A 23,202-nucleotide genomic window follows, 5' to 3' on the forward strand; every position below is an offset into this window, starting at 1 on the left:
TAAAGCTAGATAGTTTTTTTTGCAAAGTCGTAGGGGGTTATATATTCCTGAGTGTTAGCATCAAGATAATCGGCCCACCACTGAACCATTAAACGACGCTCATCCAAATGCTCTGAAGTATGAATATAAGCAGCCCTAACGCTATTACGCTCAGAGTGGCTTAGCTGACGTTCTATCGCGTCATCACTCCACAACCCTGATTCGCCCAAAGCACCGCGCGCCATAGTTCTGAATCCATGCCCGCAAACTTCGGTTTTTGTGTCATACCCCATTGTGCGCAAAGCACTGTTAACCGTGTTTTCACTCATAACTTTAGTTGCGTCATGATCTCCCGGAAACAGTAGCTCTTTATCACCACTAATCTGCTTAAGCTGCTCTAACAAAATCATCGCCTGCCGATTAAGCGGAACGATATGCTCCTCTTTCATCTTCATCCCACGGTACGAGTAACGGACACCTTTAATTTCTTCTCGTTTTGCCGGTATACGCCAAAGAGATTTATCGAAGTCGAATTCATCCCAGCGAGCGAAACGCAACTCACTGGAACGCACAAAAGTTAGTAAGGAAAGCTCGACTGCAATCCGTGTCATTAAACGGCCACGATATGCAGCAAGACGTGCAAGAAACTCAGGGAAACGGTTAGAGGGTAAAGCTGGATAGTGTCGTGCTTTGGTTGTCGATAACGCACCGGCCATGTCACTTGCTGGATTTGAGTCGATGTAATCGTTCTGTACCGCATACCGCATAATGGCCGTGACGCGCTGTTGTAGGCGCTGAGCGACGTCGTGTTTACCACTGGCATCAACTTTTTTAATCGGGGCTAATAGGTGGCTGGTTTTGAGCTGGCGAATGTCGGACGAACCGATATGAGGGAAGATATAAAGCTCAAGATAGCGAAGAACGCGCGATCGATGGTCTTCACTCCATCGCTTGTTACTGGCATGCCATTCACGAGCAATGGTTTCGAAAGTATATGCCCCTGAATTCTCGGCCTGAGCTTCTTTCTGTTCGGCTTTTGGATCAATGCCCTGCACTAAAAGCTTTTTAGCTTCGTCGCGCTTTGCTCTTGCCTGAGCAAGCGTCACAGTAGGCCAAACACCAAAAGCGAGGCGATCCTCTTTTTTGTCTGAGGGGCGTCTGTATTTCATGCGCCAGTATTTAGAACCCTTGGCCGAAACCTCAAGATACAGACCTCCGCCATCGGCCATTTTATAGGTTTTGTCTTTTGGCTTTGCGGTCTCGACCTGTCTGGCGTTGAGCTTCATTTGGGGGCACATTCCTAATCGAAGTTAAGATGCCCCCAATTATGCCCCCAATGACATCCGGATTTCAACGGACTATCTCGGACGACTCAGGACGTAAAAATCGCTGCAAGCATTGATTTTAAAAGGATAATTGGACTTTTTCGGATGGTCTTGGAAGTACTAATGGTGCCGAAGGCCGGACTCGAACCGGCACGTATTTCTACGGTTGATTTTGAATCAACTGCGTCTACCGATTTCGCCACTTCGGCACTGAAGAGGTATGCGGAAAACGTTGTGGATTATACCTGTCATACGCCGCCATGCAAGCACGAGCATACACCTGTATCGCTAAGTGCTGAAAATTTCAGCAGCGTTGAGTATTAAATAGAATAATCAGGCTACTTCCGGCCTTCTCCAGCAGATTAACGTCGGGCGTCCCTTGCCTCCATGCTCTACACTTTTCAGTTCAACACCACATTAAGGGAAACACAATGACGATAATAAAAAGCTACGCCGCCAAAGAGGCGGGCGGCGAGCTCGAACTCTATGAATATGACGCGGGAGAACTCCAACCGGAAGATGTCGAGGTACGGGTCGACTACTGCGGGATCTGCCATTCCGATCTGTCGATGATCGACAATGAATGGGGGTTCTCTCAATACCCTCTGGTTGCCGGACATGAGGTCATCGGTCGGGTGGCCGCACTCGGCAGCGCGGCACAGGATAAGGGGCTAAAAGTCGGCCAGCGCGTTGGAATCGGCTGGACGGCGCGCAGCTGCGGACACTGCGATGCCTGTATCAGCGGCAATCAAATTAACTGCCAGGAAGGCGCAGTGCCCACTATCCTCAATCGTGGCGGTTTTGCCGAGAAGCTTCGCGCAGGCTGGCAGTGGGTAATTCCTCTTCCGGAGAATATAGATATGGCGTCCGCAGGCCCGCTGTTATGTGGCGGCATTACGGTCTTTAAACCGCTATTGATGCACCATATTACTGCTACCAGCCGCGTTGGCGTCATCGGTATCGGCGGGCTGGGGCATATCGCCATAAAGCTGTTACACGCAATGGGCTGCGAAGTCACCGCGTTCAGCTCAAATCCATCGAAAGAGCAGGAAGTGCTGGCGATGGGGGCCAATAACGTGGTGAACAGCCGCGATCCGGAAGCGTTAAAAGCACTGGCGGGCCAGTTCGATCTCATTATTAACACGGTCAACGTCGATCTCGACTGGCAACCCTACTTCGAAGCGCTGACCTATGGCGGCAACTTCCATACCGTTGGGGCCGTATTGAAGCCGCTGCCCGTACCGGCGTTTACATTAATTGCCGGCGATCGCAGTATCTCAGGCTCGGCAACCGGAACGCCATATGAACTTCGCAAACTGATGAAATTCGCCGGTCGCAGCAAAGTCGCGCCCACCACGGAACTGTTCGCAATGTCACAAATCAACGAGGCTATTCAGCACGTTCGCGACGGCAAAGCCCGCTATCGTGTAGTGCTAAAAGCTGACTTCTGACCGCCTGACTCAGCGCTTTGACAATGATCAGGAAGCGCTGAGTGCCTGACGAAAAGCCTGTACAGCCAGTCGGCACTGCTCCGTCACGTGCTCGATGTCATGATTAACATCGATACGCGCAATATCATGTTCATCGGCACACGGTCGCTCCAGCGCGTCAAACTGACTTTGCAGCAGGTCTGGCGGCATAAAATGCCCGGCACGACGCTGCATTCGCTGCAGAATGGTAGCGTAATCGCCGTCCAGCCACAGGAAATGTACGTTAGGGCTGCTCTTACGTAAAATATCGCGGTACTGTTTTTTTAATGATGAGCAGACAATAAATCCCGTCTCATTTTTTTTATAAAGACTGTATGAAGCGTCATTTAATCGTTCCAGCCAGGGTAAGCGGTCTTCATCAGTTAACGGTATTCCCTGAGACATTTTATCAATGTTTTTCGCCGGATGGAGATCATCGCCGTCAATAAACTTCGCAGAAAATAATGTTGCAATTTTGCTGCCTATTAAAGACTTACCACTACCTGAAACACCCATTAAAATATAGCTTTCCCCGGCCATTTAAATACCTCTGAGTCATATTCCACTCCACAATATTACGCCTCTACGTTCGACAATTTCACGTTTTTTAATTTCCATAGAGAAGAACTCTAAGGCACATCACGTTATGCGTAACATTGTAGTGTAACAATTTTCCAGCGTGACATAAGTCACAAATAGTGACAAATAAAACCGCTTAAATGCGTTCAGGGTAACTACCTGACCAGTGAGGAATTTATGGAAGTAAAAACTCAATCCTGCGTTGTTGCGGGTAAGCGTGCTGTTGCCGTTACGGAACAAAATATTGAATGGAATAATAAAGGAACACTCGTACAAATTACCCGAGGCGGCATTTGTGGGTCTGACTTACATTATTATCAGGAAGGCAAAGTCGGCAATTTTACAGTAAAAGCGCCAATGATTTTAGGTCATGAAGTGATTGGCAAAATCGTTCATAGCGACTCAGATTTATTACGTGAAGGACAACCGGTAGCAATTAATCCATCGAAGCCTTGCGGTCATTGCAAATACTGTCTGCAGCATGAAGAAAACCACTGTACTGAAATGCGTTTCTTTGGCAGCGCCATGTATTTTCCGCATGTCGATGGCGGTTTTACCCGATTTAAAGCTGTCGATACCGCTCAGTGCATTCCCTGGCCGGAACAGGCGGACGAAAAAGCCATGGCCTTTGCCGAGCCGCTGGCGGTTGCCATTCATGCGGCTCATGAGGCGGGCGATCTGCAGGGCAAACGCGTCTTTATCTCCGGCGTTGGCCCTATCGGCTGCCTGATTGTTAGCGCGGTAAAAACGCTGGGCGCGGCGGAAGTGGTATGTGCCGATATCAGTACCCGTTCTCTCTCGCTGGCCCGGCAGATGGGCGCGGATACGCTGGTGAACCCACAGCATGATTCTCTCGATGACTGGAAAGCAGAAAAAGGGTATTTCGATATCAGTTTTGAAGTCTCTGGGCATCCTTCCTCTATCTCAACGTGTCTGGAAGTCACACGGGCCAAAGGCATGATGGTGCAGGTTGGCATGGGCGGCGCAGTCCCCAACTTCCCGATGATGATGCTAATAAGCAAAGAGATCTCGCTGAAAGGCTCTTTCCGCTTTACTACCGAATTTAATACTGCGGTTTCCTGGCTTGCCAACCGCGTTATCAATCCGCTGCCGTTACTGAGCGCGGAATATCCATTTACCGACCTGGAAGCAGCGCTGATCTTTGCCGGAGACAAAACACAGGCGGCAAAAGTTCAGCTCGTTTTCTGAGAAAGTAAAATAAGGGACACTATCATGAACGATCTTTTTTCACTGGCAGGTAAAAATATCCTTATCACCGGAGCCGCTCAGGGAATTGGTTATTTGCTGGCGACCGGTCTTGGTCGCTATGGCGCGCGCATTATTGTTAACGATATCACCCCGGAGCGCGCCGAAACAGCCGTGACGAAACTTCAGCAGGAAGGGATAAAAGCTATTGCCGCTCCCTTTAATGTCACTCATAAACAGGATATTGAAGCTGCGGTTGAACATATCGAAAAAGATATCGGCGTCATTGACGTCCTGATAAATAACGCCGGTATCCAGCGCCGTCATCCGTTTACTGAGTTTCCCGAACAGGAGTGGAATGACGTCATCGCCGTAAATCAAACCGCGGTTTTTCTCGTCTCTCAGGCCGTTACGCGCCGTATGGTGGCGCGTCAGGCAGGAAAAGTGATCAACATCTGTTCGATGCAAAGCGAGCTGGGCCGCGACACGATTACGCCATACGCCGCGTCGAAGGGTGCCGTGAAGATGCTGACTCGCGGCATGTGCGTGGAGCTGGCGCGTCATAATATCCAGGTCAACGGTATTGCGCCGGGATACTTCAAAACGGAGATGACCAAAGCGCTGGTTGAAGATGAAGCCTTCACCTCCTGGCTATGCAAACGTACGCCTGCCGCACGCTGGGGCGATCCCCAGGAGCTTATTGGCGCAGCGGTGTTTCTCTCGTCAAAAGCTTCCGACTTTGTTAACGGACATCTGCTGTTTGTCGATGGCGGTATGCTGGTTGCCGTCTGAGCAGGAAAATACGACGCAGCGCGTAAGCGCTGCTATTTTGGCGCTAATAAGAGAGACGAATATGCCATTAATAATTATTGCGGCAGGCGTTGCGCTGCTGTTGGTCTTAATGATTGGCTTTAAAGTTAACGGCTTTATCGCCCTTGTTCTGGTTGCCGCCGTAGTGGGATTTGCTGAAGGGATGGGCGCGCAAGACGTCCTGCACTCCATACAAAACGGAATTGGCGGTACTCTGGGCGGACTCGCCATGATCCTCGGTTTTGGCGCGATGCTGGGAAGATTAATTTCCGATACCGGCGCCGCGCAGCGCATTGCGACGACGCTCATTAATACGTTCGGCAAAAAACGCGTGCAATGGGCGCTGGTGATCACCGGGCTTATCGTCGGCCTGGCAATGTTTTTTGAAGTCGGATTCGTACTGCTGTTGCCGCTCGTTTTTACGATTGTGGCCTCATCGGGACTGCCATTGCTGTATGTCGGGGTTCCAATGGTCGCCGCCTTATCCGTTACGCACTGCTTCCTGCCGCCGCATCCCGGCCCTACCGCTATTGCGACAATTTTTGAGGCAAATCTCGGTACGACCCTGCTGTATGGGTTAATCATTACCATACCGACCGTGATTGTTGCCGGCCCTCTGTTTTCAAAATTGCTGGCGCGCTTTGAGAAAGCGCCGCCTGAAGGATTATTTAATCCTCATCTATTCAGTGAAGAAGAGATGCCGTCATTCTGGAACAGTATTTTTGCCGCCGTGATCCCGGTCATTCTGATGGCCATCGCAGCGGTATGTGAAATCACGCTGCCAAAAACGAATGCCGTGCGGGTTTTCTTCGAATTTATCGGTAATCCAGCAGTGGCGTTGTTTATTGCCATTATCATCGCCATTTTTACGCTGGGCCGACGCAACGGACGTACGGTTGAGCAGGTGATGGATATCGTCGGCGAGTCCATTGGCGCTATTGCGATGATTGTTTTTATCATCGCGGGCGGCGGCGCGTTTAAGCAAGTGCTGGTGGATAGCGGCGTGGGTCAATATATCTCGCAATTAATGACCGGCACCTCGCTATCTCCGTTATTAATGTGCTGGACGGTAGCCGCCGTGCTGCGTATTGCGTTAGGTTCCGCGACCGTGGCTGCGATAACCACAGCGGGCGTCGTATTGCCGATTATTAACGTAACCCACGCCGATCCGGCGTTAATGGTACTGGCGACAGGCGCGGGAAGCGTTATTGCATCACATGTTAACGATCCCGGTTTTTGGCTGTTTAAAGGGTATTTTAATCTTAGCGTCGGGGAAACCCTACGCACCTGGACCGTTATGGAAACATTGATTTCTGTCATGGGGTTGCTGGGCGTACTGGCGCTGAATGCGGTTCTGCATTAATTCATCATCCGCAGCCCAATTAACCATGGGGGCGACGTTCCCGCCCCCGGTACTGGAGAAAACATGAGGAATCACAGAATTTCTTTGCAGGATATCGCTACGCTTGCTGGCGTGACAAAAATGACGGTGAGCCGTTACATCCGCTCGCCGAAAAAAGTCGCCAGGGAAACCGGCGAGCGTATTGCGCAGATCATGGAGGAAATTAACTACATACCAAATCGCGCGCCAGCTATGCTGTTAAACGCGCAAAGTTACACTCTGGGCGTGCTGATCCCCTCTTTCCAGAACCAGTTGTTTGCCGACATTCTTGCCGGGATTGAATCCGTAACGTCGGGTCATAACTACCAAACTCTCATTGCGAATTACAATTACAATCGCGATTCGGAAGAAGAGTCCGTTATCAATTTACTGTCTTACAATATCGACGGCATTATTCTTTCAGAAAAATATCATACCCTCAGAACCGTCAAATTCCTGCGCTCAGCTACCCTTCCGATTGTAGAACTCATGGACATCCAGGGTGATCGCTTAGATATGGAGGTGGGGTTTGATAACCGTCAGGCCGCCTTTGATATGGTCAGCACCATGCTGGATAAACGCCAGCGGCGAAAAATCCTCTATCTGGGTTCAAAAGACGATATCCGAGATGAGCAGCGTTATCACGGCTACTGCGATGCGATGACGCGCCGGGGGCTGGCGCCGTTGCGCATCAATCCACGCGCTATCTCCTCTATCCATCTGGGGATACAGCTAATGCGTGATGCGCTTACTGCGCACCCGGACGTGGATGGCGTCTTTTGTACAAATGACGATATCGCAATGGGCGCTCTACTGTGGTGCCGCGAGCGTCAACTGGCCGTACCGGAGCAGATCTCCATCGCCGGCTTCCACGGTCTGGAGATGGGCAGACAAATGATACCGAGCCTCGCCAGCGTAATTACCCCTCGTTTTGAGATCGGGCGCAGAGCCGCGCAGATGTTGCTCAACAAAATTAAAAATAACGATCTCAACCATAATACGATTGATTTGGGTTATCAGATTTAACACGGCAGCACGTTATAAATTTTTTGATCTACTTTTTCCCGCAGCTTGCCTGAGCTTAACGCGTAGCCAAAAGCGCCACGCGTCAGGTTACGCACTACATCATTCGAGGAATACCAGGCGGTCTGCCGGATGGCGGCGGAAAGGACTTATCAGGCCTACGGGTCATGGTAGGCCTGATAAGCGCAGCGCCATCAGGCCTACGATTACTGTGATTACGACTTACGCAGCATTAGCCACAGGCTAATCAGGAAGAAAGACGCGCTCGGCAGCAGCGCGCCGACAATCGGCGGAATGCCATATACCAGCGTCAGCGGGCCAAAAATCTGGTCGAGGACGTAGAAGACGAAGCCGAAGCTAATCCCCGTCACCACGCGCACGCCCATCGGCACACTACGCAGCGGGCCAAAGATAAACGACAGCGCCATCAGCATCATCACCGCCACGGAGAGCGGCTGGAAGATTTTACTCCACATATTGAGCTGATAACGTCCGGCGTCCTGTCCGCTCGACTTCAGATATTTAACGTAGTTATGCAGACCGCTGATGGAAAGCGCATCCGGGTCCAGCGCCACCACGCCTAACTTATCCGGCGTCAGATTCGTTTTCCAGGTGCCGCTCACCGTCTGCGAACCGGTGATCTGTTTCGGGTTTTGCAGATCGGACTCATCCACCTGCGACAAACGCCAGACCTTATGCTCCGGATCGAATTTTGCCGAAGCGGCGTAACGCACCGACTGCAAACGACGCTGATCGTTGAAAGCGTAAATACTAATACCGGCCAGCTCCTCGTCGCCCTTCACCCGTTCAATATAGACAAAGTTATTCCCGTCTTTCGCCCACAGACCTTGCTGGGTGGAAAGCAGCGAACCGCCATACATCGCCTGCGCACGATAGTTACGCGCCATCTGCTCGCCCTGCGGGGCGACCCATTCGCCGATCGCCATGGTTAACAGCACCAGGGGGATAGCCGTTTTCATCACCGACAGCGCCACCTGCATACGGGTGAAACCCGATGCCTGCATCACCACCAGTTCGCTACGCTGCGCCAGCATCCCCAGTCCCAGCAGCGCGCCAAGCAGCGCCGCCATAGGAAAGAAGATCTGGATATCCTTAGGTACGCTGAGCAGGGTGTACATACCCGCGCCCAGCGCGTCGTAGTTACCCTGCCCCGCTTTTTTCAGCTGATCGACAAACTTGATGATCCCGGAGAGCGACACCAGCATGAACAACGTCATCATGATGGTGGTAAAAATGGTTTTACCGATATAGCGGTCAAGTACACCAAATGGCTGCATTATACCGCTCCTTTACGCAGAAAACGGGCACGCAGGCGGCGGACCGGCACCGTATCCCACAGGTTTAAACCAATCGCCAACGCCAGATAGATCAGGTTGACCGCCCACATCCAGATAACCGGGTCCAGTTTGCCTTTACCGCCATTCGATTTAATGGAGGTCTGGATCAGGAAGAACAGCAGATAAAGCAGCATGGCGGGCAACATAGACAAGACGCGCCCCTGACGTGGATTCACCACGCTGAGCGGCACGACCATCAGCGCCATCATAAATACGGTAAAGACTAACGTGATACGCCAGTGCAGCTCGGCGCGAGCGCGATCGTTGTCGGTATTCCACAGCGTGCGCATGTCCATCTGGTCGGTATCGTTCGGGTCCAGCGCCACGGCCTGATGGCCAATAATCGCCTGATAGTTCTGGAAGTCGGTGATGCGAAAATCGCGTAGCAACGCCGTCCCTTCAAAACGCGTCCCTTTGTTTAAGGTGACAACCTGGGAACCATCGCGCAACTGAGTAAGGTGTCCGGAATCGGCCACTACCACAGAAGGACGAGCATTGCCCTTAGGACGAATTTGCGCCAGGAAAACATCGTGGAAGTCGCTGCCGTCAACGCTTTCGATAAACAGCACCGAGCTGCCGTTGGTCGCCTGCTGGAATTGCCCCTGCGCCAACGCCGCCATACCGGGGTTCGCTTTCGCCTCCGCCAGCACTTCATCCTGGTGTTTTGACGACCAGGGGCCGGCCCACATCACGTTAACCGCCGCAAGGATACCGGTAAATAACGCCAGTACCATGGCGGCCTTTACCAGCACGGCTTTGCTCAACCCACAGGCGTGCATGACCGTAATTTCACTTTCGGTATACAGTTTGCCCAGCGTCATCAGCAGCCCCAGGAACAGGCTTAAAGGCAGGATGAGCTGCGCCATTTCCGGTACGCCCAGCCCCAGAAGCGAGAGCACCAGATTTGCGGGAATATCGCCGTCAACCGCCGCGCCGAGAATCCTCACTAACTTTTGACAAAAGAAGATCAAAAGTAAGATGAAGAGTATCGCCAGCTGGCTTTTGAGCGTCTCCCGCACCAGATATCTTATGATTATCACTTTAAATACGCCCGTAAAAACCCATTTTTTTGCTGGAATTTAGCTTGTTTCATGGCTTAAACGTCATTTATTCTCTTGAGTCGTCGAAATCATCGCTAAGATCATTATACTCAGCGGATTCACCTCTCAGAACTTGTTCTGACGTGCCAATGCCGTAATAACGTTAAGATTAACACGAAGTCACCGCAACAGCGGACATGAGTTACGAAAGCTTTCAATTTCTATACTCTAATGGATTTCGAGTTGCAGGCAGGCGGCAGGACTGTGGAGCCCCGGAGCTTACATCAGGTAAGTGACAGGGGTGAGCAGGCGCAGCCAACGCATCTGCAACTTGAAAGACGACGAGTATAGCTGTAGCCACCACTGTTGTCTTTAAGATTCAGGAGCATAGTGCATGGAGTTCAGTGTAAAAAGCGGTAGCCCGGAGAAACAGCGGAGTGCCTGCATTGTCGTGGGCGTCTTTGAACCGCGTCGCCTTTCTCCGATTGCAGAACAGCTCGACAAAATTAGCGACGGATACATCAGCGCATTGCTGCGTCGCGGCGAACTGGAAGGAAAACCGGGGCAGACTCTGTTGCTGCACCATGTTCCTAACGTTCTTTCCGAGCGAATCCTCCTCATTGGTTGCGGCAAAGAGCGCGAGCTTGATGAACGTCAGTATAAGCAGGTTATTCAGAAAACGATAAATACTCTGAATGATACCGGCTCAATGGAAGCCGTCTGCTTCCTGACCGAACTGCACGTCAAAGGCCGCAACAACTACTGGAAAGTGCGTCAGGCCGTCGAAACGGCCAAAGAGACGCTTTATAGCTTTGATCAACTCAAGACCAACAAGAGCGAGCCGCGCCGCCCGCTACGTAAGATGGTCTTTAATGTGCCGACCCGCCGTGAGCTCACCAGCGGCGAACGCGCCATTCAGCACGGTCTGGCCATCGCCGCCGGGATTAAGGCTGCGAAAGATCTCGGCAACATGCCGCCCAATATCTGTAACGCCGCCTACCTGGCGTCACAGGCGCGCCAGTTGGCCGACAGCTACAGCAAAAATGTCATCACCCGCGTGATCGGCGAACAGCAAATGCGCGAACTGGGTATGAACGCTTATCTGGCGGTCGGCCACGGTTCGCAGAATGAATCGCTGATGTCGGTGATTGAGTACAAGGGCAATCCGTCCGAAGACGCGCGTCCGATCGTGCTGGTGGGTAAGGGCCTGACCTTCGACTCCGGCGGCATCTCCATCAAGCCATCTGAAGGGATGGACGAGATGAAGTACGACATGTGCGGCGCGGCGGCGGTTTACGGCGTGATGCGTATGGTCGCCGAGCTTCAGCTTCCGATTAACGTTATCGGCGTACTGGCGGGCTGTGAAAACATGCCGGGCGGACGCGCGTATCGTCCGGGCGACGTACTGACCACCATGTCTGGTCAAACGGTTGAAGTGCTGAATACCGATGCCGAAGGCCGTCTGGTTTTGTGCGACGTGCTGACCTACGTTGAGCGCTTCGAACCGGAAGCCGTCATTGACGTCGCGACGCTAACTGGCGCCTGCGTGATTGCGCTGGGCCATCACATTACCGGTCTGATGTCGAACCACAACCCGCTGGCACATGAACTGATCGGCGCGTCCGAACAAGCGGGCGACCGCGCGTGGCGTCTGCCGCTGGGCGATGAGTTCCAGGAACAACTGGAGTCCAACTTTGCGGATATGGCGAACATTGGTGGTCGTCCTGGCGGCGCTATCACCGCGGGCTGCTTCCTGTCGCGCTTTACCCGTAAGTACAACTGGGCGCACCTGGATATCGCTGGTACCGCCTGGCGTTCCGGCAAAGCGAAAGGCGCGACGGGTCGTCCGGTAGCGCTGCTGTCGCAGTTCCTGCTCAATCGTGCGGGCTTTAACGGCGAAGAGTAAGTTTGAGATTACCCCGTAGGCCTGATAAGGCGCATTAGCGCCGCCATCAGGCGTTTTGCCGGATGGCGCCACGCTTATCCGGCCTACGGGGTGCATCATGGCAACGCATTTAAATCCACCACAAGAAGCCTCATATATGAAGAATGCGACGTTCTATCTTCTGGACAATGACACCACCGTCAACGGTTTAAGCGCCGTTGAACAACTGGTGTGTGAAATTGCCGCAGAACGTTGGCGCGCTGGCAAGCGCGTGCTGATCGCCTGCGAAGATGAGAAGCAGGCCATTCGGCTGGATGAAGCGCTGTGGGCAAGACCGGCGGAAAGTTTTGTCCCGCACAATCTGGCAGGCGAAGGCCCACGCGGCGGCGCGCCGGTTGAAATCGCCTGGCCGCAAAAACGCAACAGCAGCCCGCGCGATATTTTAATCAGCCTGCGTACAAGCTTTGCAGATTTTGCCACCGCTTTCACAGAAGTGGTAGACTTCGTCCCTTACGAAGAAACTTTGAAACAACTGGCGCGCGAACGCTACAAAGCCTACCGCGTGGCTGGTTTTAACCTGAATACGGCAACCTGGAAATAATGGAAAAGACATATAACCCCCAAGATATCGAACAGCCGCTTTACGAGCACTGGGAAAAGCAGGGCTATTTCAAGCCTAACGGCGACGAAAGCAAAGAGTCCTTCTGCATCATGATCCCGCCGCCGAACGTCACCGGCAGTTTGCATATGGGACATGCTTTCCAGCAAACCATCATGGACACCATGATTCGTTACCAGCGTATGCAGGGTAAAAACACCCTGTGGCAGGTCGGCACCGACCACGCCGGGATCGCCACCCAGATGGTGGTTGAGCGCAAGATTGCCGCTGAAGAAGGTAAAACCCGTCACGACTACGGCCGCGATGCGTTTATCGACAAAATCTGGCAGTGGAAAGCGGAATCCGGCGGCACCATTACCCGTCAGATGCGCCGTCTCGGCAACTCCGTTGACTGGGAGCGCGAGCGCTTCACCATGGACGAAGGCCTTTCCAATGCCGTGAAAGAAGTCTTTGTTCGCCTGTACAAAGAAGACCTGATTTACCGTGGCAAACGCCTGGTGAACTGGGACCCGAAGCTGCGCACCGCCATCTCTGACCTGGAAGTGGAAAACCGCGAGTCCAAAGGCTCCATGTGGCACATCCGCTATCCGCTTGCCGACGGCGCGAAAACCGCAGACGGTAAAAATTACCTGGTTGTCGCCACCACCCGTCCGGAAACCGTACTGGGCGATACCGGCGTGGCCGTGAACCCGGAAGATCCGCGTTATAAAGATTTGATTGGCAAATTCGTTATTCTGCCGCTGGTTAACCGCCGCATTCCGATTGTGGGCGACGAACACGCCGATATGGAAAAAGGCACCGGCTGCGTGAAGATCACCCCGGCGCACGACTTTAACGACTATGAAGTCGGGAAACGTCACGCCCTGCCGATGATCAACATCCTGACCTTTGATGGCGACATTCGCGAAAGCGCGGAAGTGTTCGATACCAAAGGTGAAGAGTCTGACGTTTATTCCAGCGAGATTCCGGCTGAGTTCCAGAAGCTGGAACGCTTTGCTGCCCGTAAGGCCATCGTTGCTGCCGTTGACGCGCTCGGCCTGCTGGAAGAAATTAAACCGCACGATCTGACCGTCCCTTACGGCGACCGTGGCGGTGTAGTTATCGAACCGATGCTCACCGACCAGTGGTATGTGCGTGCAGACGTGCTGGCGAAACCGGCGGTTGAAGCGGTTGAGAACGGCGACATTCAGTTCGTGCCGAAGCAGTACGAAAACATGTACTTCTCCTGGATGCGCGATATTCAGGACTGGTGTATCTCTCGTCAGCTGTGGTGGGGTCACCGTATCCCGGCATGGTATGACAACGACGGCAACGTCTACGTTGGCCGTACCGAAGACGAAGTGCGTCAGGAAAATAACCTCGGCGCCGACGTTCAGCTTCGTCAGGACGAAGACGTTCTTGATACCTGGTTCTCCTCCGCGCTGTGGACTTTCTCTACCCTCGGCTGGCCGGAAAACACCGACGCGCTGCGTCAGTTCCACCCGACCAGCGTGATGGTTTCCGGCTTCGACATCATCTTCTTCTGGATTGCCCGCATGATCATGATGACCATGCACTTCATCAAAGATGAAAACGGCAAGCCGCAGGTGCCGTTCCATACCGTCTACATGACCGGTCTGATTCGCGACGACGAAGGCCAGAAGATGTCCAAATCCAAGGGTAACGTTATCGACCCGCTGGATATGGTGGACGGCATCTCCCTGCCGGAACTGCTGGAAAAACGCACCGGCAACATGATGCAGCCGCAGATGGCGGAGAAAATCCGCAAGCGTACCGAGAAGCAGTTCCCGAACGGCATTGAGCCGCACGGCACCGACGCCCTGCGCTTTACCCTGGCGGCGCTAGCCTCGACCGGCCGCGATATCAACTGGGATATGAAGCGTCTGGAAGGTTATCGTAACTTCTGTAACAAGCTGTGGAACGCCAGCCGCTTTGTGCTGATGAACACCGAAGAGCAGGATTGCGGCTTCAACGGCGGCGAAATGACGCTGTCGCTGGCGGACCGCTGGATCCTGGCGGAATTCAACCAGACCGTTAAAGCCTACCGCGACGCGCTGGACAGCTTCCGCTTCGATATCGCCGCGGGCATTCTGTATGAATTCACCTGGAACCAGTTCTGCGACTGGTATCTGGAGCTGACCAAGCCGGTAATGACCGGGGGTTCCGAGTCTGAACTGCGCGGCACCCGCCATACGCTGGTCACCGTACTGGAAGGTCTGCTGCGCCTGGCGCACCCGATCATCCCGTTCATCACCGAAACCATCTGGCAGCGCGTGAAGGTCATTTGCGGTATTACCGCCGACACCATCATGCTGCAGCCGTTCCCGGAATATAACGCCGCACAGGTGGATGAAGCCGCGTTGGCCGATACCGAGTGGCTGAAGCAGGCGATCGTCGCAGTACGTAACATTCGTGCGGAAATGAACATCGCCCCGGGCAAACCGCTGGAACTGCTGCTGCGCGGCTGTAGTGAAGAAGCCGTTCGTCGTGTTAACGACAACCGTAGCTTCCTGCAAACCCTGGCGCGTCTGGAAAGCATCACCGTGCTGCCAGCCGATGACAAAGGCCCGGTTTCCGTGACCAAAATCATCGACGGCGCCGAACTGCTGATCCCGATGGCAGGCCTCATCAACAAAGACGATGAGCTGGCGCGTCTGGCGAAAGAAGTGGCGAAAATCGAAGGCGAGATTGCCCGTATCGAAGGCAAACTGTCCAACGAAGGTTTCGTCGCCCGTGCGCCGGAAGCGGTGATTGCCAAAGAGCGTGAGAAGCTGGACGGTTACGCAGAAGCCAAAGCGAAACTGATTGAGCAGCAGGCGGTTATTAGCGCGCTGTAATCTGAAAGCCTGATGGCGCTTCGCTTACCAGGCCTACACGTTCGCTTATTGACATGGCGCGATCGGTAGGCCGGATAAGGCATTCACGCCGCCATCCGACAACATGAATTATGGGCCGACGTAAACGTCGGCCTTTTTACATCAGATAAACGGGAAGTAAGGCATGATGCCACGAGAAATCCACATTAGCAGGCTGTTTTCCAGCGGCTTCTCATCATTGGTTAACTCAAGCGAATCCAGATCGCCCTGGACCTGTGTATTCTGCGCCAGCCAGCTCACCAGCCAAATTTTCAACCACGGATAAGCCAGCCCTAAGGTCACGCCGGAAATCACAAACACCACCAGTAACCGCCACAGCATACCGTGTGCAGTGACAGAGGAATGAAAACGAATCGAATCGTTCGCCAGTGACAAATTGTTTAAAAACAGGTTGCGTAACGCCACATATAAGTAACTGGTTACCACAATAATCGCGAGAAAATAGAGGAAATAACATGCCATTATCTGGCCATAATATTGCAGAATAAGCGCCCCTCCTGCCTGCGCATTCCCCATCATACTCAAAAGAATCATGTCGGTGAACACCGGCGCGATTAGATAACCAATCACGACAGCAAAAGGGAAAAGGGTCAACATTGCCAACACGCACCCTCTGATGCACGTTTTAACATTAACCTGAATCGAGAAACGATGAATGCCAAAGTTTGCGCCATTGCCAAACAAGGTCATCCATTTGCTGTAGGTAATACCGTTAATGACCCCTATCCCAATAATAGCCAGCAAACCGAGAAAAACGATATTGAACACTAAACCGCCGACGGCGATGGTTACCAGTGAGATAATATAAAGAACAATATAAAGCGCCACCATCAGGAGTACCGGGAGAGCGAACATGTACCACCAGGCGCGCCGCATGGAACACTGAAATCCAAAATGTACGCCATTAAGCGAAGTCATCATCGCCTGATACTGTAATCCTTTCACCGCCATAAAAGGAATAATCGCAATTAATAAGCCGAATAGCGTAAAACCGAGACCGGGATGACCGTGTTCAATAAGAGAGAGGCTAACAATATAAATAATAAAAACTAACAACACACTAATAAATAATGCGCCGCCCGTGGCTTTGTAAGCAAAAGGCTGATTGTTTAGCGTCATATTAGTATAAATATAACGTCGACATTTCACCATCACCCACGGCGCATAGATTCCCAACGTGATACACGTCAACAAGAAATTCACAAGGCAAATAACAAAATACTTTCCGCCCTTGCCTGTAAACACCAACGTGTGATTATGGTTATCTTTACTACTGATAACGTTATTCATGAATCATATCCCTGAATTACAATCTATTAGAATTAATAATAAAAACCAGTAAATTGTTACTGATTTGACTACGATACTATTTTTGTTTAATTTTTCCGCCTTTTATTTTGTCTGATTCAGGATCTCCTTGCGCGTAACTCAAGACGGTGGTATTAAAGTAATCTATAAATAAATTTTAAAAATTGAGCCATATTATGAATAATGTCGCCTCGCCAACGCTCACGGTGCGCCGAATCACTACCGCCGACAATGCCGCTATTGCCCGTGTCATCCGTCAGGTTTCAGCGGAATACGGACTTACCGCCGATAAAGGTTATACCGTTGCCGACCCCAATCTGGATGAACTGTATCAGGTTTATAGCCAACCGGGCGCGGCCTACTGGGTGGTAGAGCAAAACGGTTGTGTGGTGGGCGGCGGCGGCGTGGCGCCGTTATCCTGTAGCGAACCAGACATTTGTGAACTGCAAAAAATGTATTTTTTACCGGTGATTCGTGGTCAGGGGCTGGCGAAAAAGCTGGCGCTGATGGCGCTGGATCATGCCCGTGAACAGGGTTTTAAACGCTGCTATCTGGAAACAACGGCTTTTTTACGCGAGGCGATTGCGCTATACGAACGTTTAGGATTTGAACATATTAGCGAACCGCTCGGCTGCACCGGACATGTCGATTGCGAAGTGAGGATGTTAAAGGATCTCTGAAAACCAGGCGTTTATTTATCCTCGCCAGGTATTATTTTTGCTGATATAAGTAATCCCGGAAACATCCTGTTATCCGGGAATCACTTATTATTCAAGGAAGTTATAAATGAAACGCCTATTATCAGCAATTGTTTTCCCCGCTATGTTTATTAGTATCTCTAATGTATATGCATTAGATATACAGCCCGGCGAATGGAAAATGGAAAATATAGAAATGCGCACCATCAATCCAGATACAAAAGAAGTATTAATGGATGAAAAAAAATTCGGGCATAGCGACGCTTATGTGTTATACCCCTAAAATGTCTGAAGATTCTAAAAAAATGGTGAAGGGGTTTTCTACCAGTGCAGGCGGTTGCACGACAACATTTGTAGAAAGTACGGATACCAAACTGATCAATGAGACTGTCTGTAATAATCCTGATGTCAAATCGCACTCTATTGTAGAAACGACGAAAATAAGCGATACAGAATTTGCGATGACCATGAAATCGGATGTCGATGCAGGAGGTAATAAAACAACCTCCATCAACAAAATTAAACAAACCTTTGTTGGCAAGACCTGCTCTGAAGCGTCAAAAGGCGTGAAACAGTAACTATTTCAACACAAGAACCCGTAGTGATGATGCAAAAATGGCATTGTTCACGGTCACCTTTCGGGAATATAACACTGAGTGAGTTCTTTTTGCCTGCCGCAGGGCAGGCTTTACTCAGGACAGAATATCATGAAAATGACTTTTCCTGCTCGCCAGCAGTTTGATGCCGGGCGGATGACCACGCAGGTGGCGACAGCGTAAAAGATAAAAACGCTAATCTTTAATTTTACCCTTTATCCGGCGGCTGGCACGCCGCTATGAAAACGAAACTCGCGGTCTGGCGACAAGATAAGGTCAGCTTCCACCTCGCCAAAATAGCGCACGCGCGCAGAAATGTCCTCGGCGGAAATCTGCTGCGCCAGCGCCAGGTAATCCTGATAATGCCGCGCTTCGGAGCGCAGAAGCGAGAGATAAAACGTCTGTAAATCCTCATCCAGCCAGGGCGCCAGAGCGGCAAAACGTTCGCAGGAGCGGGCTTCGATATACGCCCCGCAAATCAGCTTATCAATTAAGGTGAGCGGTTCGTGCGTGCGTACCGCTTTCAACATTCCTTTCGCGTAGCGGCTGGCGGTGATTTTCACATAAGGAATGTTTCTGGCCTGCATGACCTCGCGTACCTGCCAAAAATGGTGCAACTCCTCTTTAATCAATAACACCATACGGTCGATAAGCTGACGACCCCAGGGGTCATCAGTTTGCGGCATGGCGCTTTTGCTAATCTGTCTATGCAGGGCAACAAAATCCGGCTCCGGCCCCTGACGAAACGCGAACGCCTCGTAAGGTTGCAGCCAGGCGAGCAGCGCGTCGGCGCCCGATTTATCGGCGACATATTTACGCACCAACAGCAACGCGGTTTGCGCAGCCTTCAGTTCGCAGATCAAGTGATCGGTAAGCAGAAGAGGAAGATTTTGCGGATCGCGGGCCTGGACAATCCACGCCTGCGGCGTCGGGCAATGCAGGAAATTAAGCACCGGAGAGAGTATTTGCGGGTAATTCATACGTAACCTGTAAAAAAATACGACAGCAGACGCTGCCGTACCGTCATACTATGCAGCTTTAGTGACGCACGCCGTCGTCATCTTCATCGACATAATCGTCGTCATCACCCTCTTCGCCATTAGGGTCTTCAAAATAGGTTCCCCAGCCGTCGTATTCAACATCATATTTTTCCGCCAGGTTCATCAGTTGCTCAACCTGAGCGTCGATGAGTTCGGCGTTCAACGCGCACTCGCTGAGGATGTCGCAACAAATAACCGTATCGCCCTCTTCCACTTCCAGCTCTTCCGGCTCCGTCACTTCATAGCCGAGTTTAAAGGCTTCTACCGCGGCTTTTTCCAACGTTTCGAAATCGTCAGCGGAAAGGTGATGCTCGATAGTGTACAGCGCATCCGGATCGCTGCCGTCCTCAAGTAACTCTTCAATAATTAACCGCGTTTCTTCACGCTGCTCTTCCAGTAATTCCGGGTTTGCCATAGCTCGTTCCTCATAGATATCCTGCCGATACTCTTATTGTCACATACCGCCGACGTTGCCTCCACCTTATCGAGAAAAGTTTTATCAAACAGGGTTGCAAACGAATAATCATCCATATAAAGTGAATTTTAATTCAATAAGAGGCCTAAGCCATGTGAGGGAAGTATGTCTACGTTTTACCAAAAACCTTTTTTAAAGTTACTTGATTTCACCGCCAGCGAACTCACTGCTTTGTTGCAGCTTGCCGCCAAACTGAAAGCCGATAAGAAAAACGGTAAAGAAGAACAAAAGCTGGTGGGTAAGAATATTGCGCTCATCTTCGAAAAAGACTCGACCCGGACACGATGCTCTTTCGAAGTTGCCGCATACGATCAGGGGGCGCGCGTGACGTACCTGGGTTCCAGCGGGAGCCAGATCGGCCATAAAGAGTCCATCAAAGATACTGCCCGCGTCCTGGGCCGGATGTTTGACGGTATTCAGTATCGAGGATATGGCCAGGAGATCGTCGAAACGCTGGCTGAATATTCCGGTGTGCCGGTATGGAACGGTTTAACCGATGAGTATCACCCAACGCAATTACTGGCGGATCTGCTCACCATGCAGGAACATCTGCCGGGTAAAGCCTTTAACGAGATGACGTTGGTCTATGCCGGAGACGCGCGTAATAACATGGGTAACTCCATGCTGGAAGCCGCCGCGTTAACAGGATTGGATCTCCGTCTGGTCGCGCCAAAAGCCTGCTGGCCGCAAGCCGCGTTAGTGGCGGAGTGCAGCGCCATGGCGAAAAAGAACGGCGGCGCCATCACCCTGACCGAAGATATCGCCTCAGGCGTAAAAGGCGCGGATTTTATCTATACCGATGTTTGGGTCTCTATGGGCGAACCCAAAGAGAAATGGGCGGAGCGTATTGCCCTGCTGCGTGATTATCAGGTCAACAGCCAGATGATGGCGTTAACCGGCAATCCGCAGGTTAAGTTCCTGCATTGTCTGCCTGCGTTCCATGATGACGAAACCACGCTCGGCAAAAAAATGGCCGAAGAGTACGGTTTACATGGCGGGATGGAGGTGACCGACGAGGTTTTTGAGTCTGCGGCCAGCATTGTCTTTGATGAAGCGGAAAACCGAATGCATACCATCAAAGCAGTAATGGTAGCGACGCTGTCTAAATAATGTCGTGATGATGCCGGATGGCGGTTGGCCTACAAGATCGCAACGTGCAGGCGCCGCCATCCGGCACAAAATATTACGCCATCAGCATTTTCACAACCGCTTTACGTACCCGCGCCGGTTCTCCCACCGCGCACAGGGGCTTATGCACTTCGCCGGGATAAAACACCACAAAGTCGCCTTCGTTCAGGACGACGGTTTTCTCGTCGACGCTCGTCGGTAAAAATGCAATGTCTTTATCCGCCAGCCAGTCCGTGTGCGGCGTTCCCGCAGGCTGGGTGCTGAATGCCATCCCTTCCTGACCTTGTAGCACAATCTGAATATCAAGATAACGGGCGTGATACTCTGCGCTGCGCGATTCGCCCGGCTCCGTCATATTTTCAGAAATCATATAAAACAGCCTATCGCCGTCAATGTCATACTTACCTGGCGCGGTCGTTGCCGTGACATGCGCATTGACGTGCTCAATCGCCTGCCGTAACGCCGTCGGCAGCCAGGCCTCCAGATGTTCAATATTGCCAATAATCATCGCATCCCCTTAGTTAAAACAGCGTTTTATTTTTCTCTTTATACGAGAAAAATGGCTGCCATACTACCCTTACTCTCATCGATTTTGCGCCAGCGCATGTTTATCGCCAGCGGTGTTTATATATTGTTAATAGTTCGCCCAACTTTATGAAGTACCTATGCATAAACCCCAGCGGCGCCAAATTGCCATCACTAACAACGCTTTGATATTAAAGGCGTTAACATAAAAACGTTTTAGCGATCACAATTCGCTCTCCCTGCATAAATGACTTCTCTATCCATAGTTATTTTTAAATTATTTAAATATCCCCGATAATAAAACCCCCCTCACGCATAGTTATGCAACCATTAAAAATAATTATTTTATTTTCAATGAGTTAAGATTTAAATATCATTCAATACAACAAACAAATAATTAACAATAAAAAAATAACAAACCATATAGCTGCGTAGTAATTCATTTAATGCCTTATTGTTTTTTGAATTTCTCTGACCCGGCTCATATATTAAGTAAGAAAAATAGCACTCCTTGATTGATGTGAATCTCATCACATTAACAACCCAAATAAAATTCAATCATTGCTCCCGAATTTAACTGAAACGCCGCGACTGCAAGCACGCTAAATATTTGCAGCCACTCCTTCTTTATTCTTGAAATTATGTAAAAGGTATAATGATGGAAAAGCATTTTGTCGGTTCTGAAATCGGTCAATTACGCAGCGTAATGTTGCATCGGCCCAATCTCAGCCTAAAAAGACTTACCCCTTCAAATTGTCAGGAATTACTTTTTGACGATGTATTATCCGTAGAGCGCGCTGGCGAAGAGCATGACATTTTTGCCAACACGCTGCGCCAGCAAGGGATAGAAGTGTTGCTGTTAACCGACCTGCTCACCCAAACGCTGGATGTGGCTGACGCTAAAGCCTGGCTACTGGACACGCAAATTTCCGATTATCGCCTTGGGCCCACCTTTGCCGCAGATATTCGCGCCTGGCTGGCGGATATGCCGCACCGTGAACTGGCTCGCCATTTAAGCGGCGGTTTAACTTACGGCGAAATCCCCGCCTCCATAAAAAATATGGTGGTCGATACTCACGATATTAATGACTTTATTATGAAGCCATTACCGAATCACCTATTTACCCGTGACACGTCCTGCTGGATATATAACGGCGTCTCAATTAACCCCATGGCGAAACCTGCACGCCAACGTGAAACAAATAATTTACGTGCTATTTATCGCTGGCATCCTCAATTCGCAGGCGGTGATTTCATTAAATATTTCGGCGACGAGGACATTAATTACGACCACGCCACTTTAGAGGGCGGCGATGTGCTGGTGATTGGCCGCGGCGCGGTGTTGATCGGTATGTCTGAACGTACTACGCCGCAGGGCGTCGAGTTCCTGGCGCAGGCATTGTTTAAACATCGTCAGGCGGAACGCGTCATTGCCGTTGAACTGCCAAAACATCGCTCCTGTATGCACCTTGACACCGTCATGACCCACATTGATATCGACACCTTCTCCGTCTATCCGGAAGTCGTTCGCCCGGACGTTCAGTGCTGGACGCTGACGCCAGACGGACGCGGCGGTCTGAAACGAACCCAGGAGAGCACGCTGGTTCATGCTCTTGAAACAGCGCTTGGCATCGATCAGGTGCGCTTAATCACCACTGGCGGCGACGCATTTGAAGCTGAGCGCGAACAGTGGAATGACGCCAATAACGTGCTCACCCTGCGTCCCGGCGTGGTGGTGGGCTATGAGCGCAACATCTGGACCAACGAAAAATACGACAAAGCCGGCATTACCGTCCTTCCCATTCCCGGCGATGAACTGGGTCGCGGGCGCGGGGGCGCACGCTGCATGAGCTGTCCACTGGAACGCGATGGTATTTAAAGG

Annotated in this window: 20 protein-coding genes, 1 tRNA gene and 2 pseudogenes; 13 read left to right on the plus strand and 10 right to left on the minus strand. The window is 51.4% G+C overall.

Features of this window, described 5'->3' with window-relative positions; genetic code table 11:
* Nucleotides 1–5: 5 nt before the first annotated feature.
* Both J4728_RS09840 and J4728_RS09845 read right to left on the minus strand, forming a co-directional pair.
* Nucleotides 6–1,265, minus strand: coding sequence for a tyrosine-type recombinase/integrase (locus J4728_RS09840; RefSeq protein ID WP_208211686.1), 1,260 nt, complete (start codon nucleotides 1,263–1,265; stop codon nucleotides 6–8).
* A 163-nt stretch (nucleotides 1,266–1,428) separates the two neighbouring features.
* Nucleotides 1,429–1,513: transfer RNA gene (locus J4728_RS09845), tRNA-Leu, on the minus strand.
* Between the two features lie 222 nt (nucleotides 1,514–1,735).
* On the opposite strand from J4728_RS09845, the gene J4728_RS09850 reads away from it, so the two are divergent.
* Nucleotides 1,736–2,755, plus strand: coding sequence for an NAD(P)-dependent alcohol dehydrogenase (locus J4728_RS09850; RefSeq protein ID WP_000152563.1), 1,020 nt, complete (start codon nucleotides 1,736–1,738; stop codon nucleotides 2,753–2,755).
* Between the two features lie 27 nt (nucleotides 2,756–2,782).
* Here the strand turns inward: J4728_RS09850 and idnK are convergent, their stop codons facing one another.
* A complete protein-coding gene (gene idnK, locus J4728_RS09855) occupies nucleotides 2,783–3,313 on the minus strand; it encodes a gluconokinase (RefSeq protein WP_000896756.1) in 531 nt (176 codons plus the stop codon).
* 216 nt (nucleotides 3,314–3,529) lie between these two features.
* Between idnK and idnD the strand changes: the two genes are divergently transcribed.
* From idnD to J4728_RS09875, 4 genes are all read left to right on the plus strand, one after another.
* Nucleotides 3,530–4,561 carry an L-idonate 5-dehydrogenase gene (idnD, locus tag J4728_RS09860; protein WP_000453350.1) on the plus strand — a complete coding sequence of 344 codons (1,032 nt, stop codon included), beginning with the start codon at nucleotides 3,530–3,532 and terminating at the stop codon, nucleotides 4,559–4,561.
* Nucleotides 4,562–4,585: 24 nt separating this feature from the next.
* Nucleotides 4,586–5,350: a gluconate 5-dehydrogenase gene (idnO, locus tag J4728_RS09865; RefSeq protein WP_000998688.1), complete on the plus strand. Its 765-nt coding sequence runs from the start codon at nucleotides 4,586–4,588 to the stop codon at nucleotides 5,348–5,350.
* Nucleotides 5,351–5,411: 61 nt separating this feature from the next.
* Nucleotides 5,412–6,731: a gnt-II system L-idonate transporter gene (idnT, locus tag J4728_RS09870; protein ID WP_001128356.1), complete on the plus strand. Its 1,320-nt coding sequence runs from the start codon at nucleotides 5,412–5,414 to the stop codon at nucleotides 6,729–6,731.
* A gap of 63 nt (nucleotides 6,732–6,794) precedes the next feature.
* Nucleotides 6,795–7,775 (plus strand): LacI family DNA-binding transcriptional regulator, encoded by a 981-nt coding sequence (locus J4728_RS09875; RefSeq protein ID WP_208211687.1) that lies wholly within the window; start codon nucleotides 6,795–6,797, stop codon nucleotides 7,773–7,775.
* Nucleotides 7,776–7,987: 212 nt separating this feature from the next.
* Here J4728_RS09875 and lptG read toward each other — a convergent pair whose 3' ends face one another.
* From lptG to J4728_RS23945, 3 genes are all read right to left on the minus strand, one after another.
* A complete protein-coding gene (gene lptG, locus J4728_RS09880) occupies nucleotides 7,988–9,070 on the minus strand; it encodes an LPS export ABC transporter permease LptG (protein WP_001182242.1) in 1,083 nt (360 codons plus the stop codon).
* The gene (gene lptF / locus J4728_RS09885; protein ID WP_000584132.1) at nucleotides 9,070–10,170 is read right to left on the minus strand and encodes an LPS export ABC transporter permease LptF; all 1,101 of its coding nucleotides are present in this window, start codon (nucleotides 10,168–10,170) and stop codon (nucleotides 9,070–9,072) included. Before lptF ends, lptG begins: the two co-directional genes overlap by 1 nt.
* 63 nt (nucleotides 10,171–10,233) lie before the next feature.
* Complete coding sequence (locus tag J4728_RS23945) at nucleotides 10,234–10,284, minus strand: hypothetical protein (protein ID WP_212724070.1); 51 nt, start codon at nucleotides 10,282–10,284, stop codon at nucleotides 10,234–10,236.
* 280 nt (nucleotides 10,285–10,564) lie between these two features.
* On the opposite strand from J4728_RS23945, the gene pepA reads away from it, so the two are divergent.
* From pepA to J4728_RS09900, 3 genes are all read left to right on the plus strand, one after another.
* Nucleotides 10,565–12,076 carry a leucyl aminopeptidase gene (pepA, locus tag J4728_RS09890; protein ID WP_000397158.1) on the plus strand — a complete coding sequence of 504 codons (1,512 nt, stop codon included), beginning with the start codon at nucleotides 10,565–10,567 and terminating at the stop codon, nucleotides 12,074–12,076.
* 136 nt (nucleotides 12,077–12,212) lie between these two features.
* A complete protein-coding gene (gene holC, locus J4728_RS09895) occupies nucleotides 12,213–12,656 on the plus strand; it encodes a DNA polymerase III subunit chi (protein WP_001523689.1) in 444 nt (147 codons plus the stop codon).
* Nucleotides 12,656–15,511 (plus strand): valine--tRNA ligase, encoded by a 2,856-nt coding sequence (locus J4728_RS09900; protein ID WP_208211688.1) that lies wholly within the window; start codon nucleotides 12,656–12,658, stop codon nucleotides 15,509–15,511. Before holC ends, J4728_RS09900 begins: the two co-directional genes overlap by 1 nt.
* 141 nt (nucleotides 15,512–15,652) lie before the next feature.
* Here J4728_RS09900 and J4728_RS09905 read toward each other — a convergent pair whose 3' ends face one another.
* Entirely contained in the window at nucleotides 15,653–16,840 is a 1,188-nt protein-coding gene (locus J4728_RS09905) for a YjgN family protein (RefSeq protein WP_208211689.1), read from the minus strand.
* 194 nt (nucleotides 16,841–17,034) lie between these two features.
* Between J4728_RS09905 and J4728_RS09910 the strand changes: the two genes are divergently transcribed.
* Both J4728_RS09910 and J4728_RS09915 read left to right on the plus strand, forming a co-directional pair.
* The gene (locus J4728_RS09910; RefSeq protein ID WP_001519079.1) at nucleotides 17,035–17,538 is read left to right on the plus strand and encodes a GNAT family N-acetyltransferase; all 504 of its coding nucleotides are present in this window, start codon (nucleotides 17,035–17,037) and stop codon (nucleotides 17,536–17,538) included.
* A gap of 106 nt (nucleotides 17,539–17,644) precedes the next feature.
* Nucleotides 17,645–18,134 (plus strand): annotated as a pseudogene (locus J4728_RS09915) (DUF3617 domain-containing protein).
* Nucleotides 18,135–18,367: 233 nt separating this feature from the next.
* On the opposite strand, the pseudogene miaE reads toward J4728_RS09915, so the two are convergent.
* Both miaE and rraB read right to left on the minus strand, forming a co-directional pair.
* Nucleotides 18,368–19,179 (minus strand): annotated as a pseudogene (gene miaE / locus J4728_RS09920) (tRNA isopentenyl-2-thiomethyl-A-37 hydroxylase MiaE).
* Between the two features lie 11 nt (nucleotides 19,180–19,190).
* Nucleotides 19,191–19,607, minus strand: coding sequence for a ribonuclease E inhibitor RraB (gene rraB / locus J4728_RS09925; protein WP_000002940.1), 417 nt, complete (start codon nucleotides 19,605–19,607; stop codon nucleotides 19,191–19,193).
* 121 nt (nucleotides 19,608–19,728) lie between these two features.
* Between rraB and J4728_RS24290 the strand changes: the two genes are divergently transcribed.
* Together J4728_RS24290 and argF are read left to right on the plus strand one after the other, a co-directional pair.
* Entirely contained in the window at nucleotides 19,729–19,803 is a 75-nt protein-coding gene (locus J4728_RS24290; protein WP_409587750.1) for a hypothetical protein, read from the plus strand.
* Nucleotides 19,773–20,777: an ornithine carbamoyltransferase gene (gene argF, locus J4728_RS09930; RefSeq protein WP_000103041.1), complete on the plus strand. Its 1,005-nt coding sequence runs from the start codon at nucleotides 19,773–19,775 to the stop codon at nucleotides 20,775–20,777. The genes J4728_RS24290 and argF overlap by 31 nt, the downstream gene beginning before the upstream one ends.
* Nucleotides 20,778–20,850: 73 nt before the next feature.
* Here the strand turns inward: argF and J4728_RS09935 are convergent, their stop codons facing one another.
* Nucleotides 20,851–21,303 carry a YhcH/YjgK/YiaL family protein gene (locus J4728_RS09935; protein ID WP_000583451.1) on the minus strand — a complete coding sequence of 151 codons (453 nt, stop codon included), beginning with the start codon at nucleotides 21,301–21,303 and terminating at the stop codon, nucleotides 20,851–20,853.
* A 675-nt stretch (nucleotides 21,304–21,978) separates the two neighbouring features.
* Here J4728_RS09935 and arcA point away from each other — a divergent pair.
* Nucleotides 21,979–23,199 (plus strand): arginine deiminase, encoded by a 1,221-nt coding sequence (arcA, locus tag J4728_RS09940; RefSeq protein WP_000410846.1) that lies wholly within the window; start codon nucleotides 21,979–21,981, stop codon nucleotides 23,197–23,199.
* The last annotated feature ends 3 nt before the right edge of the window (nucleotides 23,200–23,202 follow it).

This window comes from Salmonella sp. 32070601201500089SM (assembly GCF_017573605.1).
GTDB lineage: Bacteria > Pseudomonadota > Gammaproteobacteria > Enterobacterales > Enterobacteriaceae > Salmonella > Salmonella enterica.

What these genes read in the sequence shown, in the direction of transcription:
- argF (WP_000103041.1), top strand. Translation starts at nt 19,773, where the DNA reads ATGTCTACGTTTTACCAAAAACCTTTTTTAAAGTTACTTGATTTCACC.
- J4728_RS09900 (WP_208211688.1), top strand. Translation starts at nt 12,656, where the DNA reads ATGGAAAAGACATATAACCCCCAAGATATCGAACAGCCGCTTTACGAG.
- J4728_RS09875 (WP_208211687.1), top strand. Translation starts at nt 6,795, where the DNA reads ATGAGGAATCACAGAATTTCTTTGCAGGATATCGCTACGCTTGCTGGC.
- J4728_RS09935 (WP_000583451.1), bottom strand. Translation starts at nt 21,303, where the DNA reads ATGATTATTGGCAATATTGAACATCTGGAGGCCTGGCTGCCGACGGCG.
- holC (WP_001523689.1), top strand. Translation starts at nt 12,213, where the DNA reads ATGAAGAATGCGACGTTCTATCTTCTGGACAATGACACCACCGTCAAC.
- idnO (WP_000998688.1), top strand. Translation starts at nt 4,586, where the DNA reads ATGAACGATCTTTTTTCACTGGCAGGTAAAAATATCCTTATCACCGGA.
- rraB (WP_000002940.1), bottom strand. Translation starts at nt 19,607, where the DNA reads ATGGCAAACCCGGAATTACTGGAAGAGCAGCGTGAAGAAACGCGGTTA.
- J4728_RS09905 (WP_208211689.1), bottom strand. Translation starts at nt 16,840, where the DNA reads ATGAATAACGTTATCAGTAGTAAAGATAACCATAATCACACGTTGGTG.
- pepA (WP_000397158.1), top strand. Translation starts at nt 10,565, where the DNA reads ATGGAGTTCAGTGTAAAAAGCGGTAGCCCGGAGAAACAGCGGAGTGCC.
- idnD (WP_000453350.1), top strand. Translation starts at nt 3,530, where the DNA reads ATGGAAGTAAAAACTCAATCCTGCGTTGTTGCGGGTAAGCGTGCTGTT.
- J4728_RS09910 (WP_001519079.1), top strand. Translation starts at nt 17,035, where the DNA reads ATGAATAATGTCGCCTCGCCAACGCTCACGGTGCGCCGAATCACTACC.
- arcA (WP_000410846.1), top strand. Translation starts at nt 21,979, where the DNA reads ATGGAAAAGCATTTTGTCGGTTCTGAAATCGGTCAATTACGCAGCGTA.
- idnK (WP_000896756.1), bottom strand. Translation starts at nt 3,313, where the DNA reads ATGGCCGGGGAAAGCTATATTTTAATGGGTGTTTCAGGTAGTGGTAAG.
- J4728_RS09840 (WP_208211686.1), bottom strand. Translation starts at nt 1,265, where the DNA reads ATGAAGCTCAACGCCAGACAGGTCGAGACCGCAAAGCCAAAAGACAAA.
- lptG (WP_001182242.1), bottom strand. Translation starts at nt 9,070, where the DNA reads ATGCAGCCATTTGGTGTACTTGACCGCTATATCGGTAAAACCATTTTT.
- J4728_RS09850 (WP_000152563.1), top strand. Translation starts at nt 1,736, where the DNA reads ATGACGATAATAAAAAGCTACGCCGCCAAAGAGGCGGGCGGCGAGCTC.
- idnT (WP_001128356.1), top strand. Translation starts at nt 5,412, where the DNA reads ATGCCATTAATAATTATTGCGGCAGGCGTTGCGCTGCTGTTGGTCTTA.